The sequence below is a fragment of the Richelia sinica FACHB-800 genome, assembly GCF_014698825.1.
Lineage (GTDB): Bacteria > Cyanobacteriota > Cyanobacteriia > Cyanobacteriales > Nostocaceae > FACHB-800.
The window spans coordinates 187,053-204,520 of the sequence record NZ_JACJTT010000004.1; the positions used below are offsets into that span (position 1 = coordinate 187,053).

The 17,468-nt window shown below is 38.2% G+C and carries 15 protein-coding genes; 5 read left to right on the forward strand and 10 right to left on the reverse strand.

Annotation, left to right across the window (positions count from 1 at the left end):
- Nucleotide 1 precedes the first annotated feature (1 nt).
- On the reverse strand, nucleotides 2–166 hold the full coding sequence (locus H6G73_RS05690) for a hypothetical protein (protein WP_190602121.1): 165 nt from the start codon (nucleotides 164–166) through the stop codon (nucleotides 2–4).
- Nucleotides 167–185: 19 nt separating this feature from the next.
- Entirely contained in the window at nucleotides 186–857 is a 672-nt protein-coding gene (gene ntcA, locus H6G73_RS05695) for a global nitrogen regulator NtcA (RefSeq protein WP_015214649.1), read from the reverse strand.
- A gap of 377 nt (nucleotides 858–1,234) precedes the next feature.
- Between ntcA and fabI the strand changes: the two genes are divergently transcribed.
- The 4 genes from fabI to H6G73_RS05715 all read left to right on the forward strand — a co-directional run bounded on the left by fabI (nucleotide 1,235) and on the right by H6G73_RS05715 (nucleotide 5,561).
- The gene (gene fabI / locus H6G73_RS05700) at nucleotides 1,235–2,011 is read left to right on the forward strand and encodes an enoyl-ACP reductase FabI (protein WP_190602186.1); all 777 of its coding nucleotides are present in this window, start codon (nucleotides 1,235–1,237) and stop codon (nucleotides 2,009–2,011) included.
- 124 nt (nucleotides 2,012–2,135) lie between these two features.
- Nucleotides 2,136–2,762 carry an imidazoleglycerol-phosphate dehydratase HisB gene (gene hisB, locus H6G73_RS05705; RefSeq protein ID WP_190602188.1) on the forward strand — a complete coding sequence of 209 codons (627 nt, stop codon included), beginning with the start codon at nucleotides 2,136–2,138 and terminating at the stop codon, nucleotides 2,760–2,762.
- A 178-nt stretch (nucleotides 2,763–2,940) separates the two neighbouring features.
- A complete protein-coding gene (locus tag H6G73_RS05710; RefSeq protein ID WP_190602123.1) occupies nucleotides 2,941–3,924 on the forward strand; it encodes an ABC transporter ATP-binding protein in 984 nt (327 codons plus the stop codon).
- A 188-nt stretch (nucleotides 3,925–4,112) separates the two neighbouring features.
- Nucleotides 4,113–5,561 carry a polysaccharide biosynthesis/export family protein gene (locus H6G73_RS05715; RefSeq protein WP_190602125.1) on the forward strand — a complete coding sequence of 483 codons (1,449 nt, stop codon included), beginning with the start codon at nucleotides 4,113–4,115 and terminating at the stop codon, nucleotides 5,559–5,561.
- 112 nt (nucleotides 5,562–5,673) lie between these two features.
- Here H6G73_RS05715 and H6G73_RS05720 read toward each other — a convergent pair whose 3' ends face one another.
- From H6G73_RS05720 to H6G73_RS05755, 8 genes are all read right to left on the reverse strand, one after another.
- Nucleotides 5,674–6,048, reverse strand: coding sequence for a hypothetical protein (locus tag H6G73_RS05720; protein WP_190602127.1), 375 nt, complete (start codon nucleotides 6,046–6,048; stop codon nucleotides 5,674–5,676).
- A gap of 23 nt (nucleotides 6,049–6,071) precedes the next feature.
- Nucleotides 6,072–7,841: an ABC1 kinase family protein gene (locus H6G73_RS05725; protein ID WP_199317618.1), complete on the reverse strand. Its 1,770-nt coding sequence runs from the start codon at nucleotides 7,839–7,841 to the stop codon at nucleotides 6,072–6,074.
- A gap of 665 nt (nucleotides 7,842–8,506) precedes the next feature.
- Nucleotides 8,507–9,439, reverse strand: coding sequence for an Npun_R2821/Npun_R2822 family protein (locus tag H6G73_RS05730; protein ID WP_190602129.1), 933 nt, complete (start codon nucleotides 9,437–9,439; stop codon nucleotides 8,507–8,509).
- A gap of 12 nt (nucleotides 9,440–9,451) precedes the next feature.
- On the reverse strand, nucleotides 9,452–10,456 hold the full coding sequence (locus tag H6G73_RS05735) for an Npun_R2821/Npun_R2822 family protein (protein WP_190602131.1): 1,005 nt from the start codon (nucleotides 10,454–10,456) through the stop codon (nucleotides 9,452–9,454).
- A 55-nt stretch (nucleotides 10,457–10,511) separates the two neighbouring features.
- Complete coding sequence (locus H6G73_RS05740) at nucleotides 10,512–11,474, reverse strand: glycosyltransferase family 10 domain-containing protein (protein ID WP_242034123.1); 963 nt, start codon at nucleotides 11,472–11,474, stop codon at nucleotides 10,512–10,514.
- A gap of 41 nt (nucleotides 11,475–11,515) precedes the next feature.
- A complete protein-coding gene (locus H6G73_RS05745) occupies nucleotides 11,516–12,733 on the reverse strand; it encodes a glycosyltransferase family 4 protein (RefSeq protein WP_190602133.1) in 1,218 nt (405 codons plus the stop codon).
- Nucleotides 12,734–12,762: 29 nt separating this feature from the next.
- Complete coding sequence (locus H6G73_RS05750; protein WP_190602135.1) at nucleotides 12,763–15,003, reverse strand: ATP-binding cassette domain-containing protein; 2,241 nt, start codon at nucleotides 15,001–15,003, stop codon at nucleotides 12,763–12,765.
- 98 nt (nucleotides 15,004–15,101) lie between these two features.
- Nucleotides 15,102–16,301, reverse strand: a complete 1,200-nt coding sequence (locus H6G73_RS05755; RefSeq protein ID WP_190602137.1) for a glycosyltransferase family 4 protein — start codon at nucleotides 16,299–16,301, stop codon at nucleotides 15,102–15,104.
- 313 nt (nucleotides 16,302–16,614) lie between these two features.
- On the opposite strand from H6G73_RS05755, the gene gloB reads away from it, so the two are divergent.
- Nucleotides 16,615–17,388, forward strand: a complete 774-nt coding sequence (gene gloB, locus H6G73_RS05760) for a hydroxyacylglutathione hydrolase (RefSeq protein ID WP_190602139.1) — start codon at nucleotides 16,615–16,617, stop codon at nucleotides 17,386–17,388.
- The last annotated feature ends 80 nt before the right edge of the window (nucleotides 17,389–17,468 follow it).

The window sequence follows — 17,468 nt, forward strand, 5'->3', positions numbered from 1 at the left end:
GCTACCGTTCACGTAGTGTGCTGTAGGCATAATGCTTCCAGATACAGCCTACTACTTTCCAGCCTTGTCTGTGGGGGATATGAATGTTGGCTAGGGCAGAAATTACCCAATTGATCAGTTTACCTCCGATTGTGGGTGTAATTTCTCGCCACCAAACCTGTACCATCTCCATCCCCCTGTTGAAGTTATGTGAATTGTCTACTTAAGGTTACAGGTTTATGCACAGTAATCTTCTTTTTGTGAATCGATATCATCTTTTTCTCTCTTAAGTCACCAAGTAAGCGAGTCACAGTTACACGAGTGGAGCCAATTGCTTCCGCGATCGCTTGGTGGGATAACTTCAGATCAATGGTAATGCCATCAGCACAAGGTACGCCAAAATCTCGACAGAGAATCAACAAAAAGCTCACCAACCGTGAACCCATATCTCGATGAGCAAGGGTTTCGATCATCATCTCTGTTTGTAGAATCCGCGAAGACAAACCCCGCAGCATCAACATTGATAATTCTGGATTTTCCTTGAGTGCTTGTTCCACTTGTTCAATTGGCGCTGAGAGTAATTCTACAGCAGTAAATGCAACTGCATGGTAAAAACGGTCCGATTTGTTGCCCGTTAGCAATGACAAAACACCAAAAACACTATTTTCCCGCAGCAGCGCTACCGTTATTTCTTCTCCTGCCTCATATACCCTGGAAAGTTTCACAGCACCCTTGAGAAGAAAATAAACTCGTTCGGCAGGATCGCCGGGGAAAAAGATCGTTTTATTGCGTTCAAAAGTTTCGACAACTGGCGGAAAAGCTCCGGTTGCCATCTGACGAAACACATTTGCTAGGGCTTTATCTTGTGTCACGATCATCTCCCTTCCCCTACCCAATGCCGGAAAAACAAAAACTGATTACCTAAGAATACACCTGAAAAATCAATAAATCACCGTCAACCTTTCTGTTTTTTCCTATACTCAAATTGATTTCTTCCTATTTATTAGTTTATAATGATACATAATTATTGTTCATGGCAACTACTATTTGTTAATAAGTAGTTTCACGAACTGAAGTGAAAAGCTTTTTCCTATAAACATTTCCCACATATTGATCCCTTGATCAAAAATCAGCATCTATTTTGTCACTGCCACACCCTAAAAAATCAGCATTTGAGAAAATACCTGACCCAAAAAAGTCAAACTAGGCGCAAATTCTAGTATGCTCCTAATGAGCGATGACCTTAATAATTTGTATGCTGAATCTTGCTGGAAAAAACGCCCTAGTTACAGGTATTGCCAATAACCGCTCTATTGCTTGGGGTATTGCCCAACAACTGCACAAAGCAGGCGCTAATTTAGGTATTACCTACTTGCCTGATGACAAGGGCAAGATGGAAAAAAAAGTGGCAGAATTGGTAGAACCACTCAACCCTAGTTTATTTCTTCCTTGCAATGTCGAAAATGACGAGCAAATTCAATCTACCTTTGCAACCATCCGGGAGAAATGGGGAAAATTAGATATTCTTGTCCACTGTCTTGCCTTCGCTAATAAAGATGATTTAAGTGGAGACTTTAGTCAAACTTCTCGTTCTGGATTTAGTAAAGCTCTAGAAGTTAGTACCTATTCATTAGTACAGTTAAGTGGGGCAGCCAAACCACTCATGACAGAAGGGGGCAGTATAGTTACTCTTAGTTATTTAGGAGCAGCAAGGGCAGTTCCTAACTACAATGTCATGGGCGTAGCTAAAGCTGGTTTAGAAGCTAGTGTGCGTTACCTCGCAGCAGAACTTGGCCCCCAAAATATTCGTGTCAATGGCATTTCCGCCGGGCCGATTCGCACTTTAGCATCTTCAGCTGTAGGTGGGATTTTAGATATGATCCACCATGTTGAAGAAATAGCCCCCCTACGTCGCACCGTCACCCAATTAGAAGTGGGCAGCACTGCCGCATTTCTGTGCAGCGACCTATCCAGTGGCATCACTGGACAAATCCTGTATGTAGATGCAGGATACGAAATCATGGGGATGTAATAAGATTTGGTAATTGGTAATTGGTGAATTAGTTCTATCTTGGGGTCTCCCTGCTACAACCATTGTGAAACCCCTGGGGGCAATTTCACCTTCACCTTTTACCCCTGACCCATTACCCCAACCTATGCAAATCAGCGAACGTCCTACCTCTATCACCCCAACTCCACGCACAGCTACTGTTCACCGCACCACTGGTGAAACTGATGTGCAAGTGACGATTAACTTAGATGGTACGGGGATTTGCCAAGCCTCTACAGGCATTCCTTTTTTAGATCACATGCTGCATCAAATCGCTTCCCACGGTTTGATTGACCTGGAAGTCCAAGCCAAGGGTGACTGGGAAATTGATGACCACCACACCAATGAGGATGTGGGTATTACCTTGGGTCAAGCTTTATTTCAAGCCTTAGGTCACAAGAAAGGTATTGTCCGGTTTGGTAACTTTCTCGCACCCTTAGACGAAGCGTTGGTACAAGTCGCCTTAGACTTTTCTGGTAGACCTCACCTCAGCTATGGCTTGGCAATTCCCACCGAGCGAGTAGGAACCTATGATACTCAATTAGTCAGAGAGTTTTTTGTCGCCTTGGTGAATCACAGCCAAATGACGCTGCACATTCGTCAACTAGATGGAATTAACTCCCACCACATTATTGAAGCTACTTTTAAAGCCTTTGCCAGAGCCATGCGTATGGCTGTGGAAATTGACCCCCGTCGTGCTGGCACAATTCCCAGTTCTAAGGGTGTTTTATAGCAGGGGACAGGTGACAGGTGACAGGTGACAGTGCTAAAAGCCTTTGAGTGTCTAAGTTTTAGTTGTAGTTAATGTCCTAACTGTCTTGTCTACGGCTATATAAGCTACTCCAGGTCAGAGTTTGCTCTTTTGATTTACTACCAATTATCTGTTTTTGTTTATTTTTCAGGTGACAGAGATGAAGTCTGTTGCAGGCGTGCCTGATGCTCCATCAAATTCTCCAAATACTGCTACAGTAGTTCTCACTTCCGAACTACGAAAAGTCTATCGTACTGGGTTTTGGCTGAATCAAAAAGTCGTACCTTTGAAAAGCTGTTCTTTGCAAGTTTATCAAGGAGAAACCTTTGGCTTACTCGGCCCCAATGGTGCAGGAAAAACTACTTTATTAAAGCTGCTCTTGGGGATTATTCGCCCCAGCGGAGGTAAGGGTTTATTATTAGGGAAACCATTAGGCGATCGCTCCGTTAAGCAGCGTCTCGGTTATTTGCCAGAAAATCCCTACTTGTATGACTATCTGACTGGTTGGGAATTTTTGCAGTTAGCCGCAGGTTTATTCCAAATCCCTGGCCAAGTTCAGCGTCAACGCATCCCACAATTGCTGGAATTAGTGGGTTTATCCTTAGCTGATGCCCGAAAAAAGCCGATGCGGCGTTATTCCAAGGGAATGCTCCAGCGTGTGGGGATGGCCCAAGCTTTGATAAATGACCCAGATGTGGTATTCCTGGATGAACCAATGTCTGGACTAGACCCTATGGGACGCTACCAAATGCGAGAAATCATTCTCTCGCTGAAAGCGGCTGGCAAGACCATCTTTTTCAACAGTCACATTCTCAGTGAAGTAGAACAAATATGCGATCGCATTGCCATTCTCAATCAAGGTGAATTAATCTGTACAGGTTCTCTCCAGGAATTATTAAGTAAGGAGAATACTTACCACATCAAAGGACAAGGAGGCGACAGCAACATTCTCAAAAAATGGATACATAATTTAGAATTTGAATCTCACGGCTCTTGGCAAGGTATCCTCCAAGAAGATTATTATGATTTTCTGTCTAGCTTACGTTTAATGGGTGGAAAAATCACCCATATGAACCTATCTAGTCAATCCCTGGAAGAATTTTTTATTCAACAAATTCAGTACACAAATCATCCCCATAACTGATAGATTGGAATGGTTTTCAAGATTCAGGCTTTACTAAAATTTCAAATTTAAGTAATCAATTATCTCCGGGCAAAACTAGTCTGTCACAGAAAATAAAAATGTTGAGGAACTTCAATATTTCAGTATAGTCAACGTTAAAATGTCTAGGCATTCCCTCCCAGATAGTAGTTTCAGATTCTCAGGTAAATATGCTTAATAAAGATTTGTGGAAATTCCTCGCCCATTCAACAACGGGTCTGGCTTTATTAACAGTTGTAAATTTAGCTTTACCATCTGTGAGTGTTGCTCAGAAAAAACCAGTAGCAACTACAGCACCTACAACTACAAGTACCAATATAGCGACAGATTATTTATTAGGTGGTGGCGACCTGATTCGGGTGAATGTATTTGAAGTCCCTGAATATACAGGTGAATATCAAGTTCCCCCTGGTGGTTCCATTAACTTACCTTTGATTGGTAGTATTCCTGTATTGGGATTAACAACTGAACAAGCCGCAGATGAAATAGCTAGAAGATATGCCCGCTTTCTCAAGCGTCCTCTGATTTCTGTCAACCTATTATCGCCTCGTCCTATTAATATTTTTGTAGCTGGGGAAGTAACTAGACCAGGTGCTTACACTCTCAGCTTACAAGGTGGTGCTGGTAACAATCCTGGTGTGCAATATCCTACTGTTCTAGCTGCATTAACCTCTGCTCAAGGTGTAACACTAGCGGCAGATGTGACTAAAGTTGAATTACGTCGCAAAACCGGTAGAACTGGAGAGCAAACAGTTCCTCTCAATCTCAAAGAACTCACCCAAACCGGGAGAATTTCCCAGGATATTACCTTGCGGGATGGAGACACCATTTATGTCCCCACGGCAACTACCCTCAACGTTGCGGAAGCACGGAATTTATTTTCAGCTAACTTTGCTGCTAATCAAACTGCACCCAGGACAGTTGTAGTCATTGGTGAGGTTTACCGTCCTGGTTCCTATTTAGTTACTCAAGGTACCAGCGATGGTAAAGATGGTGCTCCCCAAGGAAGTGGTTTACCAACGGTGATGCGATCGCTCCAATTAGCTGGGGGAATTACCTCTCAAGCAGATGTACGTAATATTAGGTTACGTCGTCCCACCAGAACCGGCTCAGAACAAACTATTGACCTCAACCTCTGGGAACTCCTCAAAAGTGGTGATATTAATCAAGACATAGTAGTTCAAGATGGAGATACCATTGTTGTACCCACAGCCACTGCTCTCAGTCCAGCCGAAGCTACTCAATTAGCTACCACCACTTTATCACCGAGTAAAATTCAGGTGGGTGTAGTTGGTGAAGTGAAAAAACCTGGTACTGTAGACTTGCAACCCAATAGTTCCTTAAATCAGGCTCTATTAGCAGCTGGTGGTTTTAACGACGGTAGAGCAAGTAGAGGAGCGGTGGATTTAATTCGCCTTAATCCCAATGGCACAGTCACCAAGCGTGTAGTTAAAGTAGATTTTTCCAAAGAAATTAACGAAGAAACTAACCCCATTCTTCGCAATAACGATGTTGTCGTTGTAGACCGTAACGGTTTAACTAGAACTGGAGATTCAATCAATACTGTATCCGGCCCTCTGGGTGTGATATTTAATATTCTCAGATTTTTCGGACTCTAGGTTAGCCACTACCAAAAATACAAATATCGCTAGGTCATTCAGTACACAGTCAGCATATCTTGAATAGTACCTAGCGATTTTATCGTGTTAAAAAATTGTTTTTGCTAACTTTTTAAGACAAAGAATCTAAATCTAAGGATTTCATACCACGCTGTTCGGCAAAATCCAACATACTACCTAACTGAAACCACACTAATAAACAAGTTAATAAACTCAGTGGTAAACCAACTCCTACAGCGAGGAGAGTGGGAAAGCCAAATATTTCCAATCCTGAAGAAACAAATACACAGATACCCGCAGTAATGCCAATGAAAGGAACAACTACTTGTTTCCAGGGGGAAGGATATTTTTGATTTTCTGTGCGTTTATTAGTCCATTGGCGGACAATTACTTTCAAAGTACCAGATAAAGCTACACCAGAAGTTAATGCTGCCAAAAAACCAGCCAGTAATAAAAAGTATGGTGGTTGCAGAGGAAAATAATACATGAAAACTCCTGATGTTTATTAAATTAATTTTGATTGGTCGATGGATTGGCAACAAAGCCAACAAAAGATGTAGTTTTTGGCAAAATAGTAGCCACGCCTTCCCTCGATAATTCTGTGAGCAGACCAATTGCTACATCAAGTAAGCGATTGGGTGGTAAGTCATCTTTGACTAAGTTCCACAGGCGTTGTACTTCTTCTGTATGTAGGCGGTCATCTTCAGTCAAAGCTAATACTAACTGACGACGGAGAAATTTACCCTCCTCAGACAGTAAATATTGTAACCCCATCTTGGCAGTAGGTAAGACATCAAATTCGCCATCCGTGCGAGCGATCGCAATCAAGTTTTCCAATCGCTGCCACTGGAACTTACCATCTTTAAATAAAACATTTAATAACCGTCTTCTTAAAGCTGGAGATTCTCCAGTCAAAAGCCTTCTTGCCACATAGGGGTATCCCACTTCCACAATTTTGAAATTGGGATTGAGACTCAATGCAATTCCTTCCTGGGTGACCAGAGAACGAATAATTAAAGCAAATTTTGCCGGTACTCGGAAAGGATAATCATACATCAATTCCGAAAACTGGTCGGTAATGGTTTTAAAGTTAAATTCCTGAACATTCTTACCAATAGCCTCTCCCAGCACAGCTTCTAAGGCTGGCACAATGGGAGTAATGTTGGTATTTGCAGTCAGAAATCCTAAGTTAACAAAGTCTACAGCTAAATCTGTGTAATCTTTATTGACTAAATGGACTAAGGCATCTACCAAGCTTTCCTTGGTGGTTTCTTCCAATTGATCCATCATGCCAAAATCAATATAAGCCATGCGTCCATCTGGCATAGCGAATAAATTACCAGGATGAGGATCAGCGTGAAAGAATCCGAATTCTAACAATTGTTGTAATCCAGATGTGACACCAATTTGGATAATAGCTTCTGGATCTAGACCTGCGGCGCGAATGCTTTGGGTATCTGTGAGCTTAAACCCATTAATCCATTCCAGAGTCAAAATTCGACCGCTACTAAAAGACCAATAAATTTTAGGAACTTTGACTTGGGGATCATCGCGGAAGTTATTGGCGAATTTTTCCGCGTTTCTGCCTTCATTGATATAGTCGATTTCTTCAAATAACTTGGTGCCAAATTCATCGACAATTAAAGTTAGATCATGGCCAAGGTTGAGTGGTAACCAAGGTGCTAGCCACCCAGCAGCCCAACGCATCAAGTATAAATCCAGGGTTAAGATGGGGCGTAAGTTGGGCCTTTGGACTTTGACTGCTACTTCCTCACCACTGAGCAAACGACCACGATAAACCTGACCTAAGCTAGCTGCTGCAATCGGTCTGGGAGAAAGTTCACTAAAAACTTCTTGAATTGGTTTGTCTAACTCTGCTTCGATAATCTGATAAGCCAAGTCATTATCAAATGGTGGTAACTTGTCTTGCAGCTTAATCAGTTCTTCCAGAAAATCTTTACGAATTAAATCTGGTCTGGTTGAGAGGGCTTGACCAACTTTAATAAATGTCGGGCCCAGGTTGGTGAGTAATTCACGCAGTTGGGTAGCTCGTTTACCCTGGTTCTGCTCAATCTGGTTTTGCCACTCGTCCCATTTAAGACCAAGTATAAAACCTGCAAAAGACCAAGTAATTTTGAGGATGCGTCCCCATACCAACCAAGGACGGTAACGAAAATAACGAGCGATCGCTTCCGGATTATATTGCCTATCTTTAGCAGGTTGATAGTGACCCACGCCTTTATTTGCCTCTTCCACTGGAAAATTTACACTGATAACCATCTCCTATCTGACAAATAACTTGTCAGTACAGGATTTTAGCAGTTACGCTTCAGAATAAAACTTTGACCAAAGCAAATATAGGTAGTAAGTAACATAAGCTACGCCTATATTACTACCTAAGATTTGTTTATCTTTTTCTTAATTATACTTTATAAAAGTACAACTATTCGGTTCAGCGTTAGATATTTATTTTTTGCAGTTTTGTTCATAAATGAATATAAATCTTTACAATCACCCAAGATAAAGCAAATTTCGTTTATCTTTTCCAAGCTACAAATCAGCCCATTACACAACACCGTGAAAGGACTAGCCCTACTCTTGTGTCTTGGTCTGCAAGCAATCGCACAGTTTTGGTTAAATCAATTATTAAGCTCATTGTTACAGAGACGTAAATAGTTTATGATAAATAAATTTATTCATAAAAAAACTTAAAATCTTTCAGTGCATTTAATTTCGCTTTATTGAGTCGATAATGATAACCTATGCGAAATTTTAGCTGCTCTAATTTGCTTTTTTGCAATGGGTTTTTCCCTGAAGAAAATTTTAAGTGTTCGGTATATTCATGTTCAATCAAAGAAGACCAGTTTAACCAAAAATATACACTAGATAAGCTCAAATCATTTACCGAAGTAGAGAAACAGCAAATTCTATACTGCTTATTAAATTTAGAATTTGGTTTTAAGTTGCCGTAGGTTATTTTTTACATTATCCAAAGTTCGCTGCAATTTTGTTTTTTGTACAGGTACAGGAATATTTGCCGTCGGTAAAGCTGGATTAAGATTTCGATAGTGTTCCCAAGTTTGCCAGTAGGGACAACCTGGTTGAATTTTAATACCAGCCCAGTGAAGATATTGCAGAGGTTGATTTACTGTTGGATCAAATAAGAAGTCCCCTTGAGTCTGAAAATGAGGAGTTCCCGCCCAATTTCCTGGTGCTTTTCCTATGCGACGGACAATGTTGAAGCGTCGAGGAATTCTTTTCAGTAACATATAATTAATAATTGGTTGGTCTGAGGTTTTTTCAGAAAAATCAAAATATTCTGGATGTGCTGCACATTCAGTAAAGATGTTATATAATTCTTGTTCTGAAATTAAATTTTTCTTAGAAGCCCAAAAACCACCGTTAAAAATATCCTTAACTTCTTCCTCTGTAAATATATTATCCTCAAATACCTTTTGAGTAAAAACATTTTTTATTCCACCCAAATGCTGATAATCACAGCAAATAAAATCATTATTTTGTAAATAATTTAAATTCTCAATAATTTTCTCGAAAACAACAATGTCTGTATCTATATATAAAAATTCATCAAATGGACCAAACCAACAAGCTTGTTTACGAAATTGATTAGGACGAGCAAAAAATTTTCCTCCAAAAGTGTCGTGTAGTGTTTGAGAAAGCCTCTTAATAAACTCTAAATCTTCGTAAACATTTACGTCATAATGCTGATGTAAAATCTCAGCAATAGAGTGATAATTATCATCATAAGGTATCATCACAATTGGTGTATGCTTATCGTATAAGCGGATACTATTCAATAACGCAATCGCTTGGTCTGTTACCTTATCATTAGCAATAATATATATCCCTCTATTCATAAAATTAACCCTCTATTTTTTTGGAAATCTTAAATTGCTTAATAATTTTCTTCCAAAACTGGAACTGGAATGACAATCATAAGGGTGCACTTTAGTTGTAAATTTTGGAAACTTATCTGGTTCATGTAAATAGCGATAATATAAAAACAAATCCCGATAAGGAAAATCAATATTTTCTCCAGAGCAAACCTGGTTAAATAATTGCGAGGAAAGTCCAATATAGTGAATGTAAGTTAGCCTCTTACTTTTGTCATATAAAATGTTATCAACAGATTGAAAATGAGTTGAAGTAATACAGCAACCAGTCTTATCCTCTTTTGCTATCTGGAGAGCAAAATTATAGCTAGAAATACCTAACCGCATCACCATATAATTAAGAATCGTTTGGTCAGGAGCCATATGATAGAGAATTCCTGCCTCTCCTTGGGATAGATATTTCAACAGCAATTCACGCTGTTGAGGAGTAAACATACCTTTTTTAGAGCCATAAAACCCAGAGCAAAATATTTCATTATGTAATTGTTGTTTGGTAAATATTTTTTTTAATTTAGATGCTGATTGATTGTAAACATGAGATAAATCCTTATACTGGAAGTCATAAACTACCCAATCATATTCATCTAATTTTGAGAAAACATGGTCTAAAGGACTCATTAATAATGTATCGGCATCCATATAGACGAAACGATCAAAGGGCCCGTCAAAAGCACAGTAACGCCTATGTGTACCAATGCGATGATATTTATCTAAACCTACTTTTTTCCAATTTACCTGGGCAGTGGGATGAATATCCCAAATATGACGAACAAATTCATCCCACTGTCTGATCGAATCTTCTTGATTATAGAGTTGTACATGGGGACGAAGAGAAATTTCCTTAGCAATTTTCTCTGTGTTGTCGTCATAAGGGTATACACATACAGGCATTTCTTTTCCATAAATAGCATCTATACTATTTAGTAAAGCAATTAGTTGGTGGTAAACCTTATCATTGGCAAGTGTACAAATACCATCCATAAATATGTACTAAAAAATTCAAAGATTAAATGATTATGGTGTTGACAAAGTAAATCTAAGAATATTGATTAACAAATTCTGATAGCCAGTTGAGTAGATTGAGTTTATGTAAAATAATTTGCCTTGCTTCAGCGATCGCATCTTTGGCAGCATACCATAGATCAGGGGTAGCAGTAACTTCTTGGATGTAAGCAATTCCTTTCTCATCTAGGCTAGGTAAACGTAAAAAACTGCCAGGCGGTAAAAGTTTATCTGCTGCTGGGCCACCATAATATATAGGTAAACACCAAGCTAGTAAGCTATCCCATAGCTTTTCACTCACATACCAATCATTATCCGCGTAGTTTTCAATAGCGAGGTTGTAATAATACGGTGCCATACCGTACCATTTATTACCTAGTAAACCTAAATTTCTTGACCATTCAGGTAAACCACGTCCATATAAATCTATTTTAATATCACTATTTTGTAGCGATCGCATAAATTCTAATCGCTGACGATGGTTCGCCGTACGGCTGATTCCTGAAGTAATCCAACTACAGGGTGATAGTTTTTCTGGTGGAGGCATTTCATTTAATTCTCTAAAAGAATTGGTATGATACCAAATAGCTGGCATGTAGTCAGGATGAGGAGCAAAATCATCTGGTCCAGAAATGTATCCACAATAATTTTGTGCTTTTTGGTAGTTTTGTTTATTAATTTCAACGACTTCATTTAAAGGTGGTTCACGGAGTAAGTAAATAATTCTTGTTTTTGGAACACCCCGTGACAATGATTCAAAATTAAATTCTGATGTTTTTTGTTTACCACATAAACGATCCAGCCAAAATTTTTCAGGTGCAGGTTGAGGAAAATCAAATTGATATAGTAATAAAAAATCTGGCTTTTCAGCTAATGGTAAAATTTGGATATTTTCCCAAATACCAAAGTGATGCGGGGTTTGTTGCCATAACCAATCTCCTCTGTTTGCTAGATTGGAATAACCACTAATCATGCCAATAATTTTCTGTTTAATCATTATGTTTGTGTATTCACTTTTGCTGGACATTAATTGGAAAGTTAATTATTAATGGTTGGACGCATATCTTCCCTGACATAACTTAAAATTTTTGTAATTCTATTTTCCCAAGAAAATTGTTGAGCAAAATCTATTGTTTTTACATATCCTTCTATTTTTCTGGGATACTTTTCTAAAGTATGGCGAATAGTTTCAGCAAGTTTGTGAGAATTATCAGGTTCACACCAACTAGCAATCAAAGGTGATTTTTTAAACTCCATTAATGGCAGAATTTCTGTAGCGACAATGGGAGTTCCTGATGCCATATATTGGAAGAATTTGACTGGATTTGTGAAATCTGCTGATTTTCCAGAACAGTGAGGATGTGCCAAAATATCGGAAGCTTGAAATAAACTAACTAATCTGTCACGTGGCAATATCCACCCCAAAAATTTAACATTCTCGACATGTTTATCTCTGGCTTGCTGTTGATAATTTTGTACTTGTGAGTCTGTACCACCAGTAATTGCGAACTGTATTTCTGGTAATTCTTTAGCAGCATCAATTAAAACATCAATTCCTTTAAAAGGATATAAAGCACCAGAATAAACAACTAAATGTTTACGTCCATTAGTCAGTAATTCTTGCCGCCATTTGTCTGCTGCTTGAGGTTGTCTATTTAAAAATGACTGATTGAAGCCATTGTGTAACCACACAACTTTTTCTGGTGGTATTCCTTTCTCGATTAAGCTTTGACGAATAGGTTCAGATTGAGTAATAGCGATTTCAAAATAGGGACTAGAAACTATTTCTTTCTCAAAATCTTTATCTGCAAAGTAATGACGCTCGTATATAGTGGGAGTTTTATTTTTGACTGCGGCTTTAACAAAGTTCCAGTTACGAGTGTGGACAATTTTAGTCTGGGGTAGTATGTGAAAGGGGAAATAATATTTAGTAATTACTGTGTTAGAGTCAGTAAATTTTCCGCCAACTCTATCAATTGGCCAAGGTAATCGTAATGCAGCTACTTTTAATTTAGCATCTGCATCATAAAATTCCATAAATTTCGCATCAGGTTGTTGTATTTTGTAAGGGTAAAAAAGTGCTAGGGGGTTAACTGTTTTATTTTGTCTATCTGGGTAAACCAAAACTGAAGAATATCCTAAATTTGCTGCTGCACTTGCACATAATACATCATGAATTTCATGAGCAGTGTCAGCCTGAAAGGATAATTGAGAACTAAAAAATATATAGTGATGCTGCGATATTTTGTCTATCATGATGTTTTTTTACTTAAGATTAATAAATATTAAGCAAACTTGTTTTCAAAATTTTCTAAGGTTTTCATAATTTCTACTGCTGCTTGATAAGCCTCTGTCAAAAGTTTATGTTCTACTTGGGAGTTAGATTCGCAATTATCAGCTAGTAGCTTAAGAGAACTGCTTAAGGGATAGATACTCATACGAAATTCTTCACAAACATTGGTTAATTCATTCTGGTCTTGATTGTCGCCATTAGTTGGCTGCTTATTTGGTAATAATTGAACTTTTTGTTTTAAGGCAACAATATCATCTAATATATCAATGCTATTTAACAGAAATAATGATAATTTGTAAGCTTCTGTAATTGACTTTTGTTTTTCTTGATGATCATCTACTAAATCATCAATTAGAAGTTTCAGAAAACCAATCATAGCGTTGAGGCGGTTTCGCAATTCGTGAGAAATGCGTTTTAAGCTACTGTTGGGTTGAGGGGTTACTCGCGGCTGGTCAGTAAATTGCATTGAGTAAAGTTGGAAGTAGGGGCCATTTTTTTGTAAAAGTTCATTGTGGGTACCTACTTCCACTACTTGTCCTTTATCTAGAACAGCTATTTGATCAGCTTTTTGGACTGTGGAAAGACGATGAGCAATTACTAAGGTGGTACGATCGCGACTTAATTCTTCTAGAGCTTCTTGTACTAAACGCTCAGATACTGTATCTAAGGCGCTAGTAGCTTCATCAAGGATGAGTATATCAGGATTTTGTAGTATTGCACGAGCGATCGCTAATCTTTGTCTTTGCCCACCAGATAACATGACCCCACGATCACCTATCATTGTATCAAATTGTTGTGGTAATTTGCTAATAAATTCGTAAGCATTGGCACGTTTGGCAGCTGTAATAATTTCTTCATCTGTGGCTTCAGGTTTACCATAGGCAATATTATTCCTCACAGAATCGTTGAAGAGAAAAGTATCTTGACTGACTATTCCCATCCGTTTTCTGACAGTTTTTAAATCAAATTCTTTTAAATCCTTACCATCAAATGTAATATGCCCACCGGTAGGATCATAGAATCTTGCCAACAAATCCGCTAAGGTTGATTTACCAGCACCTGAACCACCAACTAAAGCTAGAGTTGTACTTTTAGGTATGTATAAATCTACGTCTTTGAGTACCAATTTATGTTGATGGGGATAGCCAAAAGATACAGATTGAAAATGTACTCCTTGCTGTAAATCACTATAATTTAATTTACCATTTCCCATAAATGGCTTGTTTTCTAAATTCAAAAATTCTGTCGCCATATCTACACTAGTAGCACTAGATGCAAGGCTGCTACGGATAGAATTTAATTGAGATATAATTGGCAATACACGTAGCAATACTAACAAATATGTTAATAAGACCGTTGAAAGAGAAGAAATTTGCTCTACAAAAAAGGTTTTGCTTAAAAAAACAATAACTAATAAAGCTGTAATACCCATTACTTCGCCAATAGGATTAATAGCTTCTGAGTTAATCTGAGCTTGAAAGTCTGCTTTTTCACGAGCGCGGATCAAACCAGAAATCTTTTTATACTCTCTATCTTCATTACCCGTAGATTTAACCAGTCTAATGCCATTCAAAGTTTCTAAAACATTAACTGAATAGGCAGTAGACATTTTACTCAACTGTCTACCGAATTTTCTTGAACGGTTAATAGCTGCCTGATTAACTAATGTTACTACTCCTAATAATAGTGTAGAAGCTATTGTTAGTTGCCAAGATATTGATATTAATACTCCTATTAAAACTAGACTAGTAATCACTAAAATAATTATTTTAATAATACTGCTTATATAACTAGAAGCTCTACCAATTTCCACTCCTAACCGATTGATTAAATCGCCTATTTTCGCTCTGGAATAATATTCTATATCAACATTCAATAATAATTTGACTCCAGCTTCGCGCATATCAGCTGTCAAACTCTTAGTTAAATAACTAGAAGTCAAAGAACTAGCATATGATGCTAAATTTTTTAAAGCTATTGTAAAAATTATTGCCGCTGACATCACTCCAATTCGATAGACCTCTGCTACTTGGTCGAAGGGAGATAACATGATGGTTAAAATTGGGGGAGCACCTTTTAAGTTAATATCTTGACCTACTATTTTTAAAATAACTGGAACTATTAATGCTGTACTAACACCGTTAAATAAGGCTCCGGAAAAACCTAATAATATAGTAAAGATGATCAATAGTGGATAGGGCTTGGCAAATCTAAGCAGAGTTCTGTTAATCATTGATGTTTTAATTATAAAAATTACTCAACTACTCTATGCACATTTATTGAATCATACATTGGGTTACTACACTAATCTATCTACTTTGTTAACAATTTTCATAAGCTTTTAATGATGGAATCTAAAGTTGAAGACATAGCAGATATGCTGTATTTCTCTATGCATCTTTGTCTAGCCTGTAATCCTTTTTCATTAGCTAAACTAAGATCATCAAATATGAGTTGAATATTTGTGGCTATTGCTTCTGAATCACCAGAATCAACAAGATAAGCTGTTTCACCAACAATTTCTGGAATGTCTCCTACTTTAGTTGCCAATATGGGTTTAGCCATGGCCATACCGTCGGTTAACTTGAGGGGAAACTGAGCTAAAGCTGCGGGTGTATTTCTTTGGGGAACTACAACAACATGTGCAGCTGCAACTATTTTTGGCATTTCTGTAGCTGGAGACTTGGGTAGTTTAATAATCCAGCGTCCCCATTTTTCCATGAGTTGGGCATCATAGTCATCATAGGGGCTACCACCAACAATTACTAGTTTTAAATCTGGCTGATTTAATATATCTAAAGCTGTTAATACATCTTCAACGCCTTTATATGGTCTTGGCGCTCCTGGAAACATTAATATGCGGTAATCAGACCACCCAAAATAGTTTCTACAGGCTGCTGGATCATATTTATCAGGGTTAAATAATTCGGTGTCTTTACCATTGGGTACATAAATTCCTCCAAATTTTTCTTGCAAAAATTTAGTATGAATCGTAATGGCATTTGCTTTATTAGTTATGCTTTCGAGGATATTTATATAAAATGGATGATCGGGATATCTGAGGGCACCATCTGGTTTAAAAATATCTCGATACAGTTGTTTTAAGGAGGGGCGATATTGCCATGTTTCTCCGCCATACCAACTTAGCTCCCAATCATCTATATCTAAAATTATTGGTATCTTAGTTCTAAGTCGTTTGAGAATGGCTAGACCAAATGTCGTAGATTTTGGTCGCATAGCATAAATAATATCGCTATCCAGGTTTCGCAAAACTTGAGTTGCAGATTTGAAAAACTTAGGATAGTTATAGCCCGTAACTTGAGTAACTACAATATCTGCTTTTGAGGTTATATTACTTTCTTGACCAAAGACAAACCCTACAATTTCTACTTTGTGTCCTAATCTAATTAGTGCTTGAGCAAGTAAAAAAGAACGTACAGATTCCCCTCCCCATCTACCTGCACCAGATGTTGATAAATCACTAACGAGTATGGAAATTTTTAACTGAGATTTCTGAGTTAGTAAATTCACAATTGAAAAGAATTTTAGTTGGTCAATCTGCAATTGGTCAATAATTACTCACAAAATGTGGGAAGTTTATGTAAAATCGATAAAACTATTACAAGGTTTCCGAATTTTAGAAAAAAGTCTGTTGTCCATATATAGATGCTAAGTGGTATAAATATTACCAGGATTTCATTAGTTGTTATCCTAACATACTTGTATAAAGTGGAATTTATAGTTTCAATTAATTCAGGAAATTTATATGTGAAGATATGTATACTTTACCAAGAGAGAATTGGTAAATAATACCAAACATAGGGTTATCAGGAGATGAGGGATTATGCAGGTAATTCGTCTGGCTGCACTTTCAGACAACTATATTTTCCTATTGTATGATTCTACACACAATAGGGCTGCGGTAGTAGATCCGGCAGAAGCACAACCTGTATTACAGCAACTGAAAGAACTAAATGCTGAATTAGTTGCTATTTTTAATACGCACCATCACAATGATCATGTGGGTGCTAATCAGAGATTGCAACAGGAATACCCTGGATTAATTGTGTATGGTGGGGCTGAAGATAAAGGAAGAATACCAGGACAGCAGGTATTTTTAATAGAAGGCGATCGCGTTACTTTTGCTGACCGTACCGGGGAAGTGTTCTTTGTACCTGGACATACCCGCGCTCACATTGCTTACTATTTTCCTCCTACCTCACCAGAGGAACCAGGAGAGTTATTCTGCGGTGACACTTTATTTGCCGGTGGTTGCGGTCGCTTATTTGAAGGTACACCAGCCCAAATGGTAAATTCTTTAAGTAAACTTCGCAATTTACCTGATCATACCCGTGTTTGGTGCGCCCATGAATACACTTTAGGCAATTTGCGGTTTGCGTTGACCGTAGATGGAGATAACCTCGATTTACAACAACGTTATCAGGAAGTGAAGGCGTTTCGCGATCGCTCAGAACCCACCGTCCCCTCACTCCTGGGTGTAGAGAAACTTACTAATCCCTTTTTACGTTGGGATCAGCCTGCATTACAAGCTGCCTCTCACAGTCAAGATGGAGTAGAAACCTTTGCTAAGATTCGCGGCATGAAAGATAAATTTTAATTATTGGTTAACTGACATTCGTCAGCGAAGATTTTGGCAATTAAGAGTTGCGATCGCCCCCTATATTCCGCTACGATCTG

Excerpts from the sequence above, each read along its gene's own strand:
- H6G73_RS05690 (WP_190602121.1), bottom strand. The coding sequence starts at position 166 with ATGGTACAGGTTTGGTGGCGAGAAATTACACCCACAATCGGAGGTAAA.
- ntcA (WP_015214649.1), bottom strand. The coding sequence starts at position 857 with ATGATCGTGACACAAGATAAAGCCCTAGCAAATGTGTTTCGTCAGATG.
- fabI (WP_190602186.1), top strand. The coding sequence starts at position 1,235 with ATGCTGAATCTTGCTGGAAAAAACGCCCTAGTTACAGGTATTGCCAAT.
- hisB (WP_190602188.1), top strand. The coding sequence starts at position 2,136 with ATGCAAATCAGCGAACGTCCTACCTCTATCACCCCAACTCCACGCACA.
- H6G73_RS05710 (WP_190602123.1), top strand. The coding sequence starts at position 2,941 with ATGAAGTCTGTTGCAGGCGTGCCTGATGCTCCATCAAATTCTCCAAAT.
- H6G73_RS05715 (WP_190602125.1), top strand. The coding sequence starts at position 4,113 with ATGCTTAATAAAGATTTGTGGAAATTCCTCGCCCATTCAACAACGGGT.
- H6G73_RS05720 (WP_190602127.1), bottom strand. The coding sequence starts at position 6,048 with ATGTATTATTTTCCTCTGCAACCACCATACTTTTTATTACTGGCTGGT.
- H6G73_RS05725 (WP_199317618.1), bottom strand. The coding sequence starts at position 7,841 with ATGGTTATCAGTGTAAATTTTCCAGTGGAAGAGGCAAATAAAGGCGTG.
- H6G73_RS05730 (WP_190602129.1), bottom strand. The coding sequence starts at position 9,439 with ATGAATAGAGGGATATATATTATTGCTAATGATAAGGTAACAGACCAA.
- H6G73_RS05735 (WP_190602131.1), bottom strand. The coding sequence starts at position 10,456 with ATGGATGGTATTTGTACACTTGCCAATGATAAGGTTTACCACCAACTA.
- H6G73_RS05740 (WP_242034123.1), bottom strand. The coding sequence starts at position 11,474 with ATGATTAAACAGAAAATTATTGGCATGATTAGTGGTTATTCCAATCTA.
- H6G73_RS05745 (WP_190602133.1), bottom strand. The coding sequence starts at position 12,733 with ATGATAGACAAAATATCGCAGCATCACTATATATTTTTTAGTTCTCAA.
- H6G73_RS05750 (WP_190602135.1), bottom strand. The coding sequence starts at position 15,003 with ATGATTAACAGAACTCTGCTTAGATTTGCCAAGCCCTATCCACTATTG.
- gloB (WP_190602139.1), top strand. The coding sequence starts at position 16,615 with ATGCAGGTAATTCGTCTGGCTGCACTTTCAGACAACTATATTTTCCTA.